Source organism: Ruegeria sp. AWH4_226 (assembly GCF_056159225.1).
In genome coordinates, this window is record NZ_JBSWUU010000001.1 from 2195983 (window position 1) to 2214224 (window position 18242).

Annotated in this window: 20 protein-coding genes; 8 read left to right on the forward strand and 12 right to left on the reverse strand. The window is 56.4% G+C overall.

The genetic code is table 11. The features are described from left to right. The first annotated feature begins 1 nt into the window (after window position 1). The 5 genes from ACXAET_RS10800 (at window position 2) to ACXAET_RS10820 (ending at window position 4090) form a co-directional block, all read left to right on the forward strand. Window positions 2-1096 carry an ABC transporter permease gene (locus tag ACXAET_RS10800; protein ID WP_475184553.1) on the forward strand — a complete coding sequence of 365 codons (1095 nt, stop codon included), beginning with the start codon at window positions 2-4 and terminating at the stop codon, window positions 1094-1096. Then, window positions 1096-2064, forward strand: a complete 969-nt coding sequence (locus ACXAET_RS10805) for an ABC transporter permease (RefSeq protein WP_475184557.1) — start codon at window positions 1096-1098, stop codon at window positions 2062-2064. Before ACXAET_RS10800 ends, ACXAET_RS10805 begins: the two co-directional genes overlap by 1 nt. Window positions 2065-2153: 89 nt before the next feature. Next, window positions 2154-2393, forward strand: coding sequence for a hypothetical protein (locus tag ACXAET_RS10810; protein WP_475184560.1), 240 nt, complete (start codon window positions 2154-2156; stop codon window positions 2391-2393). A gap of 6 nt (window positions 2394-2399) precedes the next feature. Next, window positions 2400-3320 carry a sulfite exporter TauE/SafE family protein gene (locus ACXAET_RS10815; RefSeq protein ID WP_475184563.1) on the forward strand — a complete coding sequence of 307 codons (921 nt, stop codon included), beginning with the start codon at window positions 2400-2402 and terminating at the stop codon, window positions 3318-3320. Between the two features lie 2 nt (window positions 3321-3322). Continuing rightward, window positions 3323-4090, forward strand: coding sequence for a TIGR02186 family protein (locus tag ACXAET_RS10820; protein ID WP_475184564.1), 768 nt, complete (start codon window positions 3323-3325; stop codon window positions 4088-4090). Window positions 4091-4093: 3 nt separating this feature from the next. Here ACXAET_RS10820 and ACXAET_RS10825 read toward each other — a convergent pair whose 3' ends face one another. From ACXAET_RS10825 to ACXAET_RS10855, 7 genes are all read right to left on the reverse strand, one after another. Beyond that, window positions 4094-4822 (reverse strand): SDR family oxidoreductase, encoded by a 729-nt coding sequence (locus ACXAET_RS10825; RefSeq protein WP_475184567.1) that lies wholly within the window; start codon window positions 4820-4822, stop codon window positions 4094-4096. Next, a complete protein-coding gene (locus tag ACXAET_RS10830) occupies window positions 4819-6351 on the reverse strand; it encodes an ATP-dependent DNA helicase (RefSeq protein ID WP_475184570.1) in 1533 nt (510 codons plus the stop codon). The genes ACXAET_RS10825 and ACXAET_RS10830 overlap by 4 nt, the downstream gene beginning before the upstream one ends. Window positions 6352-6409: 58 nt before the next feature. Next, complete coding sequence (locus tag ACXAET_RS10835) at window positions 6410-7048, reverse strand: acyl-homoserine-lactone synthase (protein WP_475184572.1); 639 nt, start codon at window positions 7046-7048, stop codon at window positions 6410-6412. An 82-nt stretch (window positions 7049-7130) separates the two neighbouring features. Then, window positions 7131-7850: a helix-turn-helix transcriptional regulator gene (locus ACXAET_RS10840; protein WP_475184575.1), complete on the reverse strand. Its 720-nt coding sequence runs from the start codon at window positions 7848-7850 to the stop codon at window positions 7131-7133. After that, a complete protein-coding gene (locus ACXAET_RS10845) occupies window positions 7786-8007 on the reverse strand; it encodes a hypothetical protein (RefSeq protein ID WP_475184577.1) in 222 nt (73 codons plus the stop codon). The genes ACXAET_RS10840 and ACXAET_RS10845 overlap by 65 nt, the downstream gene beginning before the upstream one ends. A 205-nt stretch (window positions 8008-8212) precedes the next feature. Beyond that, window positions 8213-9499, reverse strand: coding sequence for a crotonyl-CoA carboxylase/reductase (ccrA, locus tag ACXAET_RS10850; RefSeq protein ID WP_475184579.1), 1287 nt, complete (start codon window positions 9497-9499; stop codon window positions 8213-8215). A gap of 111 nt (window positions 9500-9610) precedes the next feature. Next, entirely contained in the window at window positions 9611-10999 is a 1389-nt protein-coding gene (locus tag ACXAET_RS10855; protein ID WP_475184580.1) for a 1-acyl-sn-glycerol-3-phosphate acyltransferase, read from the reverse strand. 143 nt (window positions 11000-11142) lie between these two features. Here ACXAET_RS10855 and ACXAET_RS10860 point away from each other — a divergent pair, with 143 nt between their 5' ends. From ACXAET_RS10860 to deoD, 3 genes are all read left to right on the forward strand, one after another. After that, window positions 11143-13110 carry a methylmalonyl-CoA mutase family protein gene (locus ACXAET_RS10860; RefSeq protein ID WP_475184582.1) on the forward strand — a complete coding sequence of 656 codons (1968 nt, stop codon included), beginning with the start codon at window positions 11143-11145 and terminating at the stop codon, window positions 13108-13110. A 123-nt stretch (window positions 13111-13233) separates the two neighbouring features. Then, the gene (locus ACXAET_RS10865) at window positions 13234-13551 is read left to right on the forward strand and encodes an H-NS histone family protein (RefSeq protein ID WP_475184584.1); all 318 of its coding nucleotides are present in this window, start codon (window positions 13234-13236) and stop codon (window positions 13549-13551) included. Between the two features lie 17 nt (window positions 13552-13568). Next, window positions 13569-14282 (forward strand): purine-nucleoside phosphorylase, encoded by a 714-nt coding sequence (deoD, locus tag ACXAET_RS10870; protein ID WP_475184587.1) that lies wholly within the window; start codon window positions 13569-13571, stop codon window positions 14280-14282. Window positions 14283-14539: 257 nt separating this feature from the next. On the opposite strand, the gene ACXAET_RS10875 is transcribed toward deoD, so the two are convergent. The 5 genes from ACXAET_RS10875 to sdhC all read right to left on the reverse strand — a co-directional run bounded on the left by ACXAET_RS10875 (window position 14540) and on the right by sdhC (window position 18205). Beyond that, window positions 14540-14680, reverse strand: coding sequence for a hypothetical protein (locus ACXAET_RS10875; RefSeq protein ID WP_475184589.1), 141 nt, complete (start codon window positions 14678-14680; stop codon window positions 14540-14542). Window positions 14681-14812: 132 nt separating this feature from the next. Continuing rightward, the gene (locus tag ACXAET_RS10880) at window positions 14813-15592 is read right to left on the reverse strand and encodes a succinate dehydrogenase iron-sulfur subunit (protein ID WP_475184590.1); all 780 of its coding nucleotides are present in this window, start codon (window positions 15590-15592) and stop codon (window positions 14813-14815) included. Between the two features lie 12 nt (window positions 15593-15604). Further along, window positions 15605-17413, reverse strand: coding sequence for a succinate dehydrogenase flavoprotein subunit (sdhA, locus tag ACXAET_RS10885; protein WP_475184593.1), 1809 nt, complete (start codon window positions 17411-17413; stop codon window positions 15605-15607). A 25-nt stretch (window positions 17414-17438) separates the two neighbouring features. Continuing rightward, entirely contained in the window at window positions 17439-17810 is a 372-nt protein-coding gene (locus ACXAET_RS10890; RefSeq protein WP_068338132.1) for a succinate dehydrogenase, hydrophobic membrane anchor protein, read from the reverse strand. An 11-nt stretch (window positions 17811-17821) separates the two neighbouring features. Then, complete coding sequence (gene sdhC, locus ACXAET_RS10895; protein ID WP_475184595.1) at window positions 17822-18205, reverse strand: succinate dehydrogenase, cytochrome b556 subunit; 384 nt, start codon at window positions 18203-18205, stop codon at window positions 17822-17824. Window positions 18206-18242: the final 37 nt, after the last annotated feature.

An 18242-nucleotide genomic window follows, 5' to 3' on the forward strand; every position in this document is an offset into this window, starting at 1 on the left:
CATGGAAAAAATGCCCAAATGGGCCGACGTTGTTCTGATCCCGCTGATCAGTTTGATATTGGCCGCTATTCTTTCGGCACTGGTCATTCTGGCCATCGGTGAAAACCCCGTCGAGGCGGTGAACCTGATGGTCACGGGGGCGTTGGGGTCCACCTATGGGTGGGGCTATACGCTGTATTACGCAACCAACTTCATGTTCACCGGGCTGGCTGTGGCTGTGGCCTTCCACGCCCGGCTGTTCAACATCGGGGGCGAAGGTCAAGCGATGCTGGGCGGTCTTGGTGTCGCCGTAGCCTGTCTTTACATTCCCTGGCCACATTGGAGCATCGCGCTGCTTGCTGCCTGCGCGGCCTCGATGCTGTTCGGGGCTGCATGGGCCGCGATCCCGGCCTATCTGCAAGCCAAGCGCGGCAGCCATATCGTGATCACCACGATCATGTTCAACTTTATCGCGGCTGCGTTCCTGAACTATATGCTGGTTAATGTCATGCGCCCGCAGGGCTCACAAGATCCGGCTACCGCGCGCTTCCCCGAGGCTGTGCACCTGCCGACCTTCCAATCGATGTTCTCAACCGCAGAAAACGTGGTGTTCCGGGGCGCGCCCGCGAATATCTCATTCTTCGTTGCGTTGCTGGCCTGCGTGATAGTGTGGGCACTGATCTGGCGCACACGGCTGGGTTACGAGATCCGCGCATACGGCCATTCTGAAACCGGCGCCGTCTATGCCGGAATTTCACCGGTTCGGATTACGATCATCGCTATGCTGATCTCGGGCGCGCTGGCGGGCCTTATGGCAATCAACAACGTGATGGGCGAAGCGGAACGTCTGGTTCTGAACGCGACCGAGGGTGCAGGCTTTATCGGCATCGCTGTGGCCTTGATGGGCCGTTCACATCCATTCGGCGTTTTCCTCGCGGCGATCCTTTTTGGATTTCTTTATCAGGGCGGTGCGGAACTGGCGCTGTGGACGTCGATCCCGCGCGAGCTGATCGTGGTGATTCAGGCATTGGTGATTCTGTTCACCGGAGCGTTGGACAACATGGTGCGGATACCGCTTGAAAAACTGTTCCTTGGTCTGCGGAAGGGGGCAGAGTGATGGAGTTTTTTGTTACTCTGATTCAGGTCCTCGACTCGACAATCCGCCTGGCGACACCGCTGCTGTTGGCCTGTCTGGCCGGGCTCTATTCCGAACGCGCGGGCATTTTTGATATCGGTCTGGAAGGCAAGATGCTGATGTCTGCCTTTTTCTCAGCCGCCGTGGCTGCGGTGACGGGATCTGTCTGGTTGGGCCTTATGGCGGGTATCGGGGCGTCGCTGCTTCTGTCTGCGCTGCACGGCGTGGCCTCGATCACCTTCCGGGGCAATCAGCTGATTTCGGGCGTTGCGATTAATTTTCTGGCCTCAGGTCTCACCGTACTGATCGCCCAAAGCTGGTTCCAGCAGGGTGGCCGTACACCGTCGCTGTTTGGTGAAGGCCGGTTCGAACCGATCAATTTCCCCTTTGCCGAAACGCTTGAAGCAGTACCGATCATTGGTCCGGTGTATTCGGAACTTCTGTCTGGTCATTCGATCCTTGTCTATGTCGCGTTCCTGATGGTCCCGCTCACATGGTGGATTTTGTACCGCACCCGGTTTGGATTGCGCCTGCGCGCGGTCGGTGAAAACCCTGCGGCGGTGGATACAGCCGGTGTGTCGGTTGTTGGTTTGCGTTTCGCCGCAGTCGCCATCTGTGGTGTGCTGTGTGGGATAGCTGGGGCATACCTCGCCACAGCCCTGCAGGCCGGTTTTGTCAAAGAAATGACGGCTGGGCGCGGGTTTATCGCGCTTGCGGCGCTGATCTTTGCGAAATGGCGGCCTTGGCATGCGATGTGGGCCTGCTTGCTGTTCGGTCTGCTGCAAGCGATTGCCTTGCGTTTCCAGAATATTGACCTCGGGGGCATCGTTATACCGGTGCAGGTCATGGACGCCCTGCCCTATATCCTGACTGTGGTCATTCTGGCCGGTTTCGTGGGCAAAGCCATCCCGCCCCGCGCCGGGGGTGAGCCGTATGTGAAGGAGCGCTGATAGGTCCAGTTTTGAACTCAATTCAGTCCTGTTCGCTGCAGAGCGGCATACAGAGTTGATTTTGCATGCCGCAACCGCTCTAAAGGGGTATGAGCGTATTTCCAGCCATAGCCCAGAGCGGATCAAGCCCCTGCGGGGCATTGGAAACACGTGAACACCCCGGTTACGGGCGTTTCTTTTTTAACCAGCCAAACTGGCTGACCGAATACGCTTCGGTTGGGCCGGTATTCGCCATACAGCCGCTTATTCTGCGCCGTATAAAAGCCTCACCCCAAAGGTATGAGACGGGCCGGATCGCCCCGCGTGATCCGTCCGTTGTCATCCGGTAATTCCAAATGCAGATTTACCTTCCTATTGCCGAAGTTTCCGTGAATGCCTTTCTCTTGCTGGGGTTGGGGGGGATGGTCGGCGTGCTTTCGGGCATGTTCGGTGTGGGTGGCGGTTTCTTGATGACCCCACTTCTATTCTTCATCGGCATCCCCCCAGCGGTTGCCGTTGCAACCGAAGCCAACCAGATCGTTGCCTCGTCCTTTTCCGGTGTTCTCGCGCATCTTCGACGAAAAACAGTCGATTTTAGAATGGGCACAGTCTTATTGGTTGGCGGGTTAACTGGAGCCGCCCTTGGGGTGGTAGTGTTCAACTATCTCAAAAGCTTGGGCCAAGTCGATCTGTTGGTGACGCTGTGTTACGTCATATTTCTTGGTGTAGTTGGCAGCCTGATGTTCATCGAAAGCCTGCGTGCGCTGCGTAAATCACGAAAGGGCATAGCTGCACCTGCAAAGCGGCGACAGCGCGGTTGGGTGCACTCCATGCCGTTCAAAATGCGATTCCGTACCTCGGGGCTTTATATCTCGGTCATTCCACCCATCCTCGTTGGGCTTTTCGTCGGTGTCTTGTCTGCAATCATGGGCGTTGGCGGCGGGTTCATCATGGTGCCCGCAATGATCTACCTGCTGGGGATGCCCACGAAAGTCGTGGTTGGGACGTCACTGTTTCAGATCATCTTCGTGACCGGCTTTACAACGATGTTGCACGCGACAACGAACTATACCGTAGACATCGTTCTGGCCGTCCTGCTTCTGATCGGCGGTGTTATTGGCGCGCAAATTGGCACGGTGATCGGAGCGCGCATGCCGGCCGAGCAATTGCGGGTGTTGTTGGCCGCCCTGGTTCTGGTGGTTTGCGGCAAGCTGGCGTTGGACTTGTTGATTGAACCGTCCGAGCTTTATTCTCTGGGCACCGCAGGGGGCCATTGATCATGCTGAAACGCCTGATTGTCCTGCTGGTTCTGTGCTGCACCCCGGCTCTGGCCGCTGAAGAACAAGTTGTGCTGGGCCTCAGCCAGGATCGCGTAGCCATCACCGCGACGTTTGACGGATCTGAAATTCTGATTTTTGGTGCTGTGAAACGGGAAACGCCTATACCAGACGGTCCCCCGCTTGAGGTGATCGTCGCCGTGGCCGGGCCATCGGGTCCTGTGACCGTCCGGCGCAAGGAACGCAAACTGGGGATCTGGGTCAACACAGACAGTGTTCTTGTCGACCTTGCGCCCAGTTTTTACGCCGTTGCCACAAGCGGCCCATTGGACGACATCCTCACCGATACCGAAGATTTGCGTAATCGAATTTCCATCGAACGTGCTATCCGCTCGGTCGGGGCGGCCATGCATATCCGTGGCGCACAGGACTTTGCGGACGCAGTCATCCGCATTCGTGAAAGCGAGGATTTGTATTCCATCCGCGAAAACACCGTGGCCGTGGATGAACAGACCCTGTTCCGCACCTCAATCGCGATGCCTGCTGACCTGACCGAGGGGAACTATTCCGCGCGCATCTTTCTGACACGGGGCGGCGAGGTCGTGTCGCAATACGAAACGGTTATTGATGTGCGCAAAGTCGGACTGGAACGATTCCTTTACAGCATGTCCCGCGAGCAGCCGGTTTGGTATGGTTTAATGTCGTTGGTCATCGCGATTGCCGCAGGATGGGGCGCGTCGACGGCATTCCGCCTGCTACGCGAGACCTAAAACCTAACCGCGCCCGATATAGGGCATTGTCGTGGCCATGACGGTCATGAACTGTACGTTTGCCTCGGGAGGCAGGGTCGCCATGTGAAGCACTGACCGCGCCGCATCTTCGACAGCCATGGTCGGGTCGGGCTGTCGCCCTGCCTCAATCGCGGCATCCACCAACCCTTGCACCATTGGCGTGCGTGCATTGCCGATATCGATCTGACCGCAGGCAATCCCGAAATCGCGCCCGTCCAAAGACAAACTTCGGGTCAGGCCCGTGATGGCATGTTTCGTCGCTGAATAATGCACCGAGTTCGGTCGCGGCACATAGGCAGCGATTGAACCATTATTGATGATACGCCCACCCTGAGGGGTCTGGTGCCGCATGATCCGAAAGGCTTCGCGCGCACTGAGGAACATACCATTCAGGTTCACGTTCACGCTTTGATACCAATCTTCCAACTCGATCTCATCAATTGTACCGCCAGGGGCGAAAATTCCGGCATTGTTGAACAGAACATCCAACCGGCCAGCCTTGTCCTGAAAAGCTCGGAAGGCTGCCTGTACCGCATCCGGACTTGTAACATCCGCAGCTAACGGAAGCGCATTTTTGTGATCCGCCGCCATGTCGCGCAGCTTGTCTGCACTACGAGCCAGCAAGCCAACGGTCCAGCCTTCGTTCAAAAACAGCTCGGCCGTCGCGCGGCCAATGCCCGAGCTTGCGCCGGTAATGATGATGGTGCTCATGTCTCTTCTGCCTCTAATTCCAGCGCCGCCGCCGGGACGGCGCGCAGATCGTCCACACGCAGCGCATGGGTGGGTTTAGCCAGCCGGTTGCGGACCACCCAGATCAACCTTTGCTGCGCACGCGTAATTGCCACATAAGCCAGCCGCTTCCACAAGGGTTGCCCGGCCTCGGTCCGGCCCATTCGTGCAGCCGCGTAAATGTCCGGAGCAAAAACCTGCACCGTGTCCCACTGCGACCCTTGGGCCTTGTGTATCGTCACTGCGGCCCCGTGCAAAAAGGTTGCGCCCATGCGCGCGGCGTATGGGATAAATGGTTCTTCTTCGTCAGGTTTCTCGATCTTGACGATCGACGCGGCGCTGACCTGAGGGTCTTCAGCGCCCATCACATGCAAACGAGAAAACCCCGGCTTGCGTCCCGGCCCCAGGTAAATCACCTGCGCGCCCTTGATCAAACCACGCGCCTCAAGGTCCAGCCGCTTTTTGCGGTGCTTCAGGGGCAGTTCGATACCGTCGCAAATAAGAGGTTCACCTTCCAACAACTCCGTATCCGGCGCGCCGTGTACATTTCGGAACGCCTGTATCAACCGAATGCGCGTCGCGTTGCGCCAGACCAGAACCGGGCTGCGCGCCATCAGATCCACCTCGACCCGCTGCCCCCAGACCACGCGGTCATCCTGTCGGGCGGTCTGTTCGACAAGACGTTCGAAGTCTTCGAACCCCATCTGAGGGTCCGCCAATGCGTGCGCCAGATCGAGGATGGGATTATCCGCATCCTGCCGGTGAACCCTGTGCAGGATTTGCTTGCGTGGCTCCGGCAGAGCATCAAACACCATGCCACCCGACTGGTTAACCGGGGCCAGCTGCGCGGGATCACCAAACAGAAGAAGGGTCGGAAAGATTTCTTTCAGGTCTTCGAATTGCCGGTCGTCCAGCATCGAGGCTTCATCAACGAACCCGATATCCAGCGGCTCATCCCGGCGTTTCCAGCCTGTGATGAAGTCAGACCCGCGCAAGCCAGCCGCCGCCAGCGCGCCGGGAATAGATTTGTTCTTTTCATAAAACGCGGCTGCTCGATCCAAAGCCTCGTCCGTCAGGCCCTCAATCTCGGGGCGTTCATCATTGCCCGCCAACCATTCGGCGATTCGCTCGTATTCCGGATCATAGACCGGTGTATAGAGTATCCGGTGAATGGTTGTGGCCGGCACACCGCGCAGACGCAGGACGCTTGCGGCTTTGTTGGTGGGCGCCAAAATCGCAAGGCTTCGCTTATCCCGCGCTTTGCGGCTTTCAAAATCGCCCGAAACGATCTGAACACCGGTTCCCGCAAGCGCCTTGTAGAGCTCGGCCAAAAGCAGGGTTTTGCCCGATCCTGCCTTTCCGATCACCGCCATGACACCTGACTTGCCGCCACCCGGTAATTTCAACAGCGCGTCATCATCCAGGTCGACACCGGCCGCTTTCAACATCTCGGAGATGTTGTCATAGGCGGCGGCCTGATCGTCTGAGAAAGTGACCGGAGGCAAAGACATGGCGCGACCCTACAGGGCCACGCCGGCTATCACCAGAGACTGATTTGGGTTTTCCCGGTCACGCCGAAAGAGGGAACCTTTGCTGCCGTCCGGCGCCAAATGCCGTCTTGAACCACAGCCGGGACAGCTCACGCGGAATGCCCGCGCGCTCTGCCACGCGGTTGCAATCCTGGGCGGAATAGGGCCACAGCCCAACAGAAACCTGATCGCGCCCTTTTCCTTCTGATCCCAGCACGTCCGGCGACGATCCGATCAGGCGATAAATCCGAATCATACGCGCATCAAAAACACCGGCAATATGGGTCAGGCCAAACCCCTCCATCAACTCGCCCCCGCTCAACATGATCGCGCCAGCCGTATGAGGGCTGGCGGTGCGCGAAAGGCAGAACCGCGTTACTTCCCAGATCAGCGGGTTGCAGATCGGCTGGCCCCCTGTGAGATGTCCAAACACATCGTTTACCATGACCGGACCCGTGGTGGGCATTACGCGCATTGAGCCGCCGTGACTGCCATCTTCCTCTTCCCAGATGACGTATAGGGGGTTCAAGTCGTCGTACTGGTCCTTCTCTTGCCCATGTACATCGACGTGAACATCCCAGCCCAACCGGGTTTTAAACTGGTCTGCCCGATCACGGAACATCCCGTCTGCCAAATCCGGATATTTGTACAATTCGTCGGCGTAAAGATAGCGCAACATGACTTTTCCCCTTGTCGTCCATTGCAGGAACGAAGGGGGTACAAAAACATCATTAAATTCTCGTTTTGAGACCGCACGCCTCTTAAACCACTATTAATCCGCGGCTAAGCGCTGTTGCGATGGCATGGGTCGTATTCTGAGCGCCGAGTTTCGCGCGCGCGCCTTCGATATACGCCCTTAAGGTATGTTCGGAGATCGACAATGAGTGCGCCACCTGCGCGCGGCTATAGCCCAGTGCCAGCAGAGTCATTACGTCCACCTCGCGCGGTGAAAGCCCCCGAGGTGAACCGGGTTGCCGGTCACTCGCAAATTCCAATCCTTTTCGGTTGAAATAATGCGCGATCAGAATCAGGCTACGCCCGTGGCTTTCAACAAAATCCTGCCATGTGCTGTCGTCACAGGAGTGGTTGACGGTAAATAAGGCAAATTGCCCGTTTGGCCCCCGGATCGGGATCGAATATCCTTGATTGCCGACGCCGTGGCTTTGCGCATCTTTCAGGAATGCCTTAGCCGGTTTACTAGACCAGTCTAGTTTTTTCCAATCAACCGGATGGAACCGCTGGAAACATCCCACGATCACCGGGTCTAAGCGATGATAACTTTTTTCCAGATACCGCTGGACCCAAGCATCTGGATAAGTCGTATAGCCATATTGATCACCGGCACCATCAACCCAATGATAAATAAGGTGTTCAACCCTCAGGCTGTCCCGCAGCCGCACGGCAACATCGCTGAGTTCATCCAGCGTGCTTGTGTTTTCCAATTCCTCCAGAACCTGGCTCAAATCTAGTTCTGTTCCCATCCGCTGGCGTCCGTACCTTAGCCTGCATGGACGCGATCTCGGCTGCGGCGATCAGTTTGGTGTCATCCAACTGCTCGGCCAGCGCGATCAAACCGTTCTCAACAGCGAAGGCGTTGAGGTCCGACAACACGTCCAGTATCCACTCATTTTGCGCCATCAAGGTCTCTCCGAAACGGTTAACGAAGGGTTAACACAACTATAGCATGAGCAATAATTTTCGGCATATTCACTGCTTTCTACCCCCCAAAAATAGCGGGGGTGTCGTTTCTAAACCTCTGGAAAGCCTGAACTTGCTTGCGAGAAAATGGAACGCCCGCAAACCGTTGCGACGATTTGCGGGCGTTAGCGTTTTTAACTCTGGCTCAATTGCGCGCGTGCAAAACCTCTTCCAGGGTGCGCATCCCTGTTTGCGGTGCCTGGACCAGAACCGACATATTGCCGGGCTTGTGTTCGTTTCGCATCATTTTCATATGCGCTTCGGGCAACTCTTTCCACGAGAATACCTCGGACATACACGGATCCAGACGACGCTCGATCATCAACTGGTTCGCGGATGCAGCTTGTTTGAGATGCGCGAAATGCGACCCCTGCAGACGCTTTTGATGCATCCACATATAGCGCACGTCAAAAGTTAGGTTATAGCCGGTGGTTCCAGCGCAGATCACGACCATGCCACCCTTTTTCACCACGAAGGTTGAAACCGGGAATGTGCTTTCGCCCGGGTGTTCAAACACCATATCGACATTCACACCCTTGCCGGTGATATCCCAGATGGCTTTGCCGAATTTGCGGGCCTCTTTGAACCACTCTGAATATTCCGGAGTGTTCACCGTGGGCAGCTGCCCCCAGCAGTTGAAGTCTTTACGGTTGATCACGCCTTTGGCGCCAAGCCCCATGACGAAATCGCGTTTACTTTCGTCCGAGATCACACCGATCGCGTTGGCACCTGCGGTATTGATTAACTGGATCGCGTACGAGCCCAATCCACCCGACGCGCCCCACACCAGAACATTCTGGCCCGGCTTCAGGTCGTGCGGTTCATGCCCAAACAACATCCGGTATGCGGTGGCCAGGGTCAGGGTGTAGCACGCGCTTTCTTCCCAGGTCAGGTGTTTTGGGCGCGGCATCAACTGCTGGGCCTGTACGTTGGTGAACTGAGCAAACGAGCCGTCCGGTGTTTCATAACCCCAGATTCGTTGGCTTGGGGAATACATCGGATCGCCGCCGTTGCAGTATTCGTCATCGCCGTCATCCTGGTTGCAATGAATGACAACCTCGTCCCCCACTTTCCAGCGCTTGACCTTGTCGCCCACCGCCCAAACGATACCGGACGCATCGGACCCGGCGATGTGGAACGGCTGTCCATGACCGTCAAACGGGCTGATCGGTTTGCCCAGTGACGCCCAGACACCGTTATAGTTCACACCAGCAGCCATCACCAAAACCAGCACTTCGTGGCTGTCCAGTTTGGGTACGTCGACCACTTCCAACTGCATTGCGGTATCTGGCTCGCCATGGCGCTCTTTTCGGATAGCCCACGCATACATTTGCTTCGGGACATATCCCATCGGAGGGATCTCACCCATCTCATAAAGGTCTTTTTCCGGTGCCTCGTACGACGCGATGCCACTGTCGGTGTCCAGAGCCATATTGGCCTCCCTTGTCCACAATCCTTGCCGCGATGCAGAATCGCCGGCTTTACCCGACGGTTATTTTCCATCCAGCAATATTGCAACCCATTTTGGTCTATTTTTGTAATTTTATGACCCTGCGACTGCAGAAATTTCCTTTGCAGATGCAGAAAGAACACGCTCTTCGCTTAGGGCTGCCGACGCCGCGTAGTAATTCAGAAGATCAATCCTTTGCCCGGATGAGGATATTTTCCCATTGTCGCGTTTCAAAATGCGACGATCCACCAATTGCTGAACTCCGCTTTCAATCGCCTCACGATCGATTGGCGTCTCGGCCCCGTTGTTTCGCAACAGCTTGTCGATCAAGGGCACCAGATCAACCTCAGGGATTTCACCTTTTTCCTGCACCAGCCAACACGCCGCAGGACCCGGGACCAGTGGAAGAGCGTCTTTAAGGCCTGCCATCAGATCGCGGGCCAGATCCGTTGTAAGGTCCGCTTCGTGATCCGCCCGAAATGCGCTCAGCGAGATCGGCTGCCCATACCGGACGGACGCCAACCCAAAGCGCTTGTAACGACCGACCAGCCGTCGTCCGATCTGTTTGATTATCCACCACGCAATGACCCCGATCCTCGCCCGGAACCGACGTTGGTTTCCCAGTGCCGCTTTGGTCAAAATCGTATCTTCAAGCACGCGGTCATAATTCAAGGCAACCGGCACGAACACAACATCCCGACCTTCGGGGTCGGTGGCATCAATGATATACTTGAGCAGACCCAGCTTCGGTCGCCCCAATCCACCGGTCAGGCTCAGCCCTCCTTCGGGGAACATTGCCTGGGTAACACCAGCCTCGGTCGCGTGCCGCACATAGCAAGCCAGTACCTGACGGTAGAGCTCACTGCCCGACTTGCGGCGAATAAAGTACGCCCCCATTGCGCGGATCAAACGGCTGAGAGGCCAAACTCTGGCCCATTCCCCCACCGCATAAGACAGGGCTGATTGATTGGCAGCAAGATAAGTCACCAGGACATAGTCCATATTGCTGCGGTGGTTCATCACGTAAACAACCGTGGCTTCAGGGTCGATATTACGCAGGGCTTTTTCGTCCATATAGCTGAGCCGCACATCATAAAACGCATTGCTCAGCATGCGCGCCAGACGAATGGCGACGCTGAAATAAGCCACAGCGGAAAAAGATGGAACGATCTCTCGCGCGTAGCGGCGCGCGGTTTCGAACGCCACGGCCTCGGGAACGCGCTCCTCTTTTGCAAAGCTCTGAACGGCGTGTCCGACCTGTGGGTCATAAATCAGGCGCTGAATCATGTCGTGCCGACGCGCCAGTTTGAACGGCTGGATCGGTCGCTGCAGGCGTTCGTTCAGGCGTTTGACCGCCCGCTCAAGACGACGCCTGAAAAACCAACGCACAGAAGGGAAAAGAAAATGCGAGGCAAACGTGACCGCGGCAAACACCAGGATCAGCAAAAACAGCCAAAGTGGAAGCTCAACGGTCTGAGTCATGGCAGCACACTGCCACCAATCCTCTTGCCCTACAATCTGAACAGTCTGAATGCCGCGACGCAGCGAATTGACATATCTCTAAAATTGCGCTTTAGAACCCTGTAACGCAATATTCTTACTCAGCCGATTCACGAGGATCAGATATGACGCAGTCGCAGAAAGATCGCCCCTGGCTCATCCGAACCTATGCCGGTCATTCCACCGCCAAGGCGTCAAATGCGCTGTACCGTGGAAATCTGGCCAAGGGGCAAACCGGTTTGTCGGTCGCATTCGATTTGCCGACCCAAACCGGATATGACAGCGACCACACGCTGGCGCGCGGCGAAGTTGGCAAGGTTGGTGTACCGATCAGCCATCTTGGGGATATGCGCGTTCTGTTCGACCAGATTCCGTTGGAGCAGATGAACACCTCGATGACGATCAACGCGACAGCGCCATGGCTGCTGGCGCTATATATCGCGGTGGCCGAAGAGCAAGGCGCAGATGTCTCTCAGTTGCAGGGAACCGTGCAAAACGACTTGATCAAAGAATACCTGAGCCGTGGCACCTATGTGTGCCCGCCCAAGCCGTCGCTCAAGATGATCGCGGATGTAGCTGAGTATTGTTATTCGAACGTGCCCAAGTGGAACCCGATGAACGTGTGTTCCTATCACTTGCAAGAAGCAGGCGCGACACCGGAACAGGAACTGGCCTACGCGCTTGCAACTGCCATCGCGGTTCTGGATGAACTGCGCCCACGCGTACCGGCTGAGGATTTCCCGGCGCTCTGCGGCCGAATTTCGTTTTTTGTGAATGCTGGAATTCGCTTTGTTACCGAAATGTGCAAAATGCGGGCTTTCGTCGATCTTTGGGACGAAATTCTGCAACAACGCTATGGTGTCGAGAACCCAAAATTCCGCCGATTCCGGTACGGGGTTCAGGTGAATTCGCTTGGCCTGACCGAACAGCAACCTGAAAACAATGTCTACCGCATCCTGATTGAGATGTTGGCTGTGACCCTGTCAAAAAAGGCCCGTGCCCGCGCGGTGCAGTTACCCGCATGGAATGAAGCACTTGGCCTGCCGCGCCCGTGGGATCAGCAGTGGTCGATGCGGATGCAGCAGATCCTGGCCTATGAAACCGACCTGTTGGAATACGGAGACCTTTTCGACGGAAACCCCGTGGTCGATGCAAAAGTTGAAGAGCTAAAAGATGGCGCGCGCGCCGAGCTGGCAAACCTGGATGCAATGGGCGGTGCGGTCGCGTCTATCGAATACATGAAGTCTCGCCTTGTAGATTCCAACGCCGAACGCCTGAATCGTATTGAACGCAACGAAACCGTTGTCGTTGGTGTGAACAAATGGACTGAGGGAGAGCCCTCGCCCCTGCAAACCGAGGATGGCGGGATCATGGTGGTCGATCCCGCGGTAGAGCAGGACCAAATCGACCGGCTGAACACATGGCGTGCCGAACGTGATGACACCGCCGTTGCCACAGCGCTGGCCGCGCTGCGCCAAGCGGCCCAATCAGGAGCTAACGTAATGGAACCCTCGATCGCTGCTGCCAAAGCGGGAGCGACAACAGGTGAGTGGGCGGAACAGATGCGCAAGGTTTTCGGAACCTATCGCGGTCCAACAGGTGTATCTGGGTCCGTCTCGAACAAGACAGAGGGTCTTGAGGATCTGCGTGCCGCTGTTGATGCTGTCAGTGACAAGCTGGGCCGCCGTCTGAAATTCCTGGTCGGCAAGCCCGGGCTGGACGGCCATTCCAACGGCGCCGAACAGATCGCGTTTCGCGCCCGCGACTGCGGCATGGACATTAGTTATGAGGGCATCCGGTTGACCCCCGAAGAAATCGTAACAGCCGCGATCGAGGACCAAGCCCATGTTATCGGCCTGTCAATCCTGTCAGGAAGCCACATACCGCTGGTGCAAGACGTGATGACTCGCTTGCGCGATGCCGGGCTGGACAATATCCCCGTTGTTGTAGGCGGGATTATCCCTGATGAAGATGCTTCAAAACTCAAGGCAATGGGTGTTTCCAAAATCTATACTCCCAAGAATTTTGAGCTTAATGCCATCATGGGAGATATAGTTACCCTGGTCGATCCGCAAAACATGGCGGCAGAATAACACTATATAGATACTATAATGTCTATATGTATTGCCTTTCGGTAAAAGATCGATAATTACCAAAAAGGAAGCAAAAGTGGGCCGCTTGTCTGCTTGGATCGATTTTCGGAATGGAGAAGCCAAATGGCGATCAGCCTTGAAAAAATGTCGCGAATGGAACTTCTTGAACTTAGCGACAAGGTGGCAATTGCACTCAAAAATGCAGAGAAACGCGAACGTAAAGAGGCTTTGAAAGCCGCTGAAAAAGCTGCCGCCGAGTTTGGCTTTTCGCTTGCAGAGTTGTCGGGTGTCAGTTCTAAGTCACTTAAAAGCGGAAAGGCAAAAGCCAAGTACAAAAACCCTGCCAACCCCGAACAAACCTGGTCAGGCCGGGGGCGCAAACCGCAATGGGTTCACGACGCTATGAAAGCCGGCGCTGATATTTCGGACTTGGAAATCTGACAGGACTTAACTGAAGAATGACAATTCATATCGGCGCGAAACAAGGTGAAATCGCTGAAACGGTTCTTATGCCCGGTGATCCCTATCGGGCAAAATGGGCAGCGGAAAACTTTCTAGAGAACGCGACTCTGGTCAATAACGTCCGGGGTATGCTGGGGTTCACAGGAACCTGGAAGGGAAACCGGGTTACGATACAAGGCAGCGGCATGGGCATGCCATCCTTGTCGATCTATGCCAACGAGTTGATCCGTGACTATGGCGCAAAAACCCTGATCCGCATTGGATCTTGCGGAGCTATGCAGGAAAGCGTAAAAATCCGCGATGTGATCCTGGCGATGACTTCGACAACGCTCAGCACTCCGTCTCGTGGTATCCTCAAAGAACTGAACTTTGCGCCTTGCGCCGATTGGGGATTGCTTCAAGCGGCCGCACAAGCAGCGGCGGCCAAGGGAACGCCCACCCATATCGGCGGGATATACTCCTCTGACGTATTCTACGACGAACGCCCCGATCTTAACGAACAGATGGTGCGCCACGGCATTCTTGGTGTCGAGATGGAGGCCGCTGAGCTTTACATTCTGGCCGCGCGCCACAACTGCCGGGCGTTGGCCGTTCTGACGGTGTCTGATCACTTGCTGACCGGTAAGGCTTTGTCCTCGTCAGAACGCGAAAGCAGTTTCGGCGACATGGTCGAGATCGCCCTGCACTCAGCTTTTCCGGACAATGACTGAATAAACAGGGCGCAGTTAGCGCCCTGCCCTTCTATTTCCCATTTAAGCAAATAGTGGGCGCATCCTCGCCCTTGTGCTGCGCGCCGCAATAGGCGCATTTCCAAACGCCTTCCTTACGATGCTGCCGCCATCTGCAATCGCGCGTCAAAGAAGACGTCCGCGACCGCCAAAAGAAATAGGCGAATACTCCGGCGGCCAGCAGTAGCAACAAGATGGGCATTTCTATCTGTTGCCCAACCCAACCGCGATTTCAAGCGTCAGGCCGCGTTTGCGTATTCAAACAGCTCAGGCTCACGAGCATCTGATTTCGCTGCGGGTTCTGGCGTGTAGTAGGCCCAAGCCTGTTCCAGCAATTCCAGCGCTTCGGCTGCTTTTGTTTTGGAGGTTTGTTTTTCCATCGGAGCGATCCCGTTTCGGTTCAATCACTCCTCCCTGCACGCAAGATAGTCACGTTCAGGGCTGGCAACATCGCATAGTTTTGCAACCTCGCCATGCACTTGCCGCAAAACGGCAAGTGCTTTTTTGGGAACTTAGATTGAGCGGTCGACCATCATCTTCTTGATTTCAGCGATCGCCTTGGCCGGGTTCAGACCTTTCGGACAGGTCTTGGCGCAGTTCATGATCGTGTGGCACCGATACAGCTTGAAAGGGTCTTCAAGTTCATCCAGACGCTCACCCGTGGCTTCATCCCGACTGTCGATGATCCAGCGATAGGCGTGCAGCAACGCTGCGGGCCCTAGATAGCGGTCGCCGTTCCACCAATAACTCGGGCATGAAGTCGAGCAGCTAGCGCACATCACACATTCATACAGACCATCGAGTTTCTTGCGGTCCTCAATAGACTGCTTCCACTCTTTCGCCGGGCGGTTGGTTTTGGTTTCCAACCACGGCATGATCGACGCGTGCTGCGCATAGAAATGCGTCAGGTCCGGGATCAGGTCCTTGACCACTGGCATGTGCGGCAGCGGATAGATCTTCACGTCGCCTTTGATTTCATCCATGCCATAGATACAGGCCAGCGTGTTGATCCCGTCGATATTCATCGCGCAGGACCCGCAGATGCCTTCGCGACATGATCGGCGGAAGGTCAGGGTCGGGTCGATCTCATTCTTGATCTTGATCAGTGCGTCCAGAACCATCGGGCCACAGCTGTCCATATCGACAAAATAGGTGTCGAGCTGTGGGTTTTTGCCGTCATCCGGGTTCCAGCGATAAATCTGGAACTTACGAACATTCTTGGCACCCTCAGGCTTGGGCCAGGTTTTCCCCGTCGTAATCCGTGAATTCTTGGGGAGGGTCAGTTGTACCATATGTTCCTCTCCTTAGAACGTCCGCGCCTTGGGCGCGATTTTCTTGAGGCTGATGCCACCTTCGTCTTCGGTGGTCAGCGGGTCGACAATGACCGGGCGATAGCTGAGTTCAACCTTGTTGCCCTCAACCCGGCTGACGGTGTGAACGCGCCAGTTTTCATCGTCACGTTCGGTGTAGTCTTCGTGCGCGTGCGCGCCGCGAGATTCCTTGCGCGCCTCAGCTCCGACAATGGTGGCCAGCGCGCTTGGCATCAGGTTGGTCAGTTCCAGCGTTTCCATAAGGTCACTGTTCCAGACCAACGAGCGGTCGCTGACCTTTAGGTCGTCCATCTTGGCGGCAATCGCCGTCATCTTTTCTACACCTTCAGCCATGGTCTTGGCGGTCCGGAATACGGCGGCGTCCTCTTGCATGGTTCGCTGCATCTCAAGCCGCAGATCGGCGGTCGGAACGGCTCCGCTTGCGTTCCGCACCGCGTCAAAGCGATCAAAGGCCTTGTCGACCGACGCCTGGTTCAGAACCGGGTTCGGAGCCTTCGCATCCACAACCTCACCTGCGCGGATCGCCGCCGCGCGTCCGAACACGACAAGGTCGATCAGCGAGTTCGAACCCAGACGGTTCGCACCATGGACCGAGGCGCAGCCAGCCTCACCCACGGCCATAAGGCCGGGGACAACGGCTGTCGGGTTGTCGGCCGTCGGGTTCAGAACCTCGCCCCAATAGTTGGTCGGGATACCGCCCATATTATAGTGCACGGTCGGCAGAACCGGGATCGGTTCCTTGGTCACATCGACGCCCGCAAACACGCGTGCCGATTCCGAAATGCCCGGCAGACGTTCCGCCAACGCTTCGGCTGGCAGGTGGCTGAGGTTAAGGTGGATATGATCGCCACTCTCACCGTGACCCCGGCCTTCGCGGATTTCCATAGTCATCGAGCGCGAGACATAGTCGCGCGGCGCGAGGTCCTTGTACTGGGGCGCATAACGCTCCATGAACCGTTCACCTTCCGAGTTGGTCAGGTAACCGCCTTCGCCGCGCGCGCCTTCGGTGATCAGGCAGCCCGAACCGTAGATGCCGGTCGGGTGGAACTGAACGAATTCCATGTCCTGCAGCGCCAGACCCGCACGGGCCACCATGCCGCCACCGTCGCCGGTGCAGGTATGGGCGGAGGTTGCGCTGAAATAGGCGCGGCCATACCCGCCGGTCGCCAGCACCACCATCTTTGCGTTGAAGACATGCATCGTGCCGTCGTCCAGCTTCCAGCAGACGACACCCTCACACTGACCATCGTCTGACATGATCAGGTCGATGGCGAAGTATTCGATGTAAAACTCGGCGTTGTTCTTCAGCGACTGCCCGTAAAGCGTATGCAGGATCGCATGACCCGTCCGGTCCGCGGCGGCACAGGTACGCTGAACTGCGGGACCTTCCCCAAACTCAGTCGTGTGGCCACCGAAAGGGCGCTGATAGATCTTGCCTTCTTCGGTCCGGCTGAACGGCACGCCGTAATGTTCAAGCTCATAAACCGCCTTGGGAGCTTCGCGGGCGAGGTATTCCATTGCATCGGTATCGCCCAGCCAGTCCGAGCCTTTGACGGTGTCATACATGTGCCACTGCCAATGGTCCGGGCCCATGTTGGACAGGGATGCCGCGATTCCGCCCTGCGCAGCGACTGTGTGAGAGCGTGTCGGGAACACCTTGGTGACGCAGGCTGTTCGCAAGCCCTGCTCTGCCATGCCAAGCGTTGCACGCAGACCTGCACCACCTGCGCCTACGACAACAACGTCGTATTCGTGGGTTTCATATTCATATGCTGCTGTCATTCTTCTTGTTCCTTATCGCGCGCCGTTAAAGGGCCAGCTTAACCAAGGCGAACAGCCCGGCCGCAATCAGCGTGTAACCCAGAGCCCACATCGCAACGAGAGAGACTTTTTCCATAATTCCGTGAACATAATCCTCGATCGTTTCCTGAGCTTCGTACATCAACTGAAGCATGCCCACTATCAAAGTTAGGGCGGTTACGATCGCCGGGAAGGGGCGGCTGAAATAGGCCACAACCTCTTCGTAGGTGCCACCAAGGCCTGCGCCAAACGTGAATATGAATATCGGAATCAGCACGGTCAGGATCATTGCCCGAACCATCACCTGCCAATGTGTGCGTGTGCCGGATTTTCCTGCGCCCAAACCCTGTGCGCGTTTACGGTCTGTCAGATATCGCATGTGCCGTCTCCTTACACCACAAGCACGGTGATAACGGTGAGGAGGGTCGCGCCAATGAACATGCCCAGACCCAGCTTTTCGGCGACTTTAACGTCAAGGCAGTAGCCGAAATCCCAGAAGACGTGCCGCAGGCGACCCAATGTATGATACCAAAGCGCCCAGGTCGCGACGGTCAGAAGGATATCCCCGAACCAACTGCGCAGAAACCCGTCGATGGCAGCGAACCCGCTTTCCGAGGTCGAAGCGGCCAGCAGCCACCAGACGATCAGGATTGCAACGGCAAATACACCCAAACCCGAAAAACGGACCATGATCGATGACATGGACGTCATCTGCGGGCGGTAAATCATTATATGTGGCGAGAGCGGGCGGTTGCCCCGATTGACATCGGCCATGTCGGCTCCTCTTTCATTGGCTACCGGTGGTTTTACC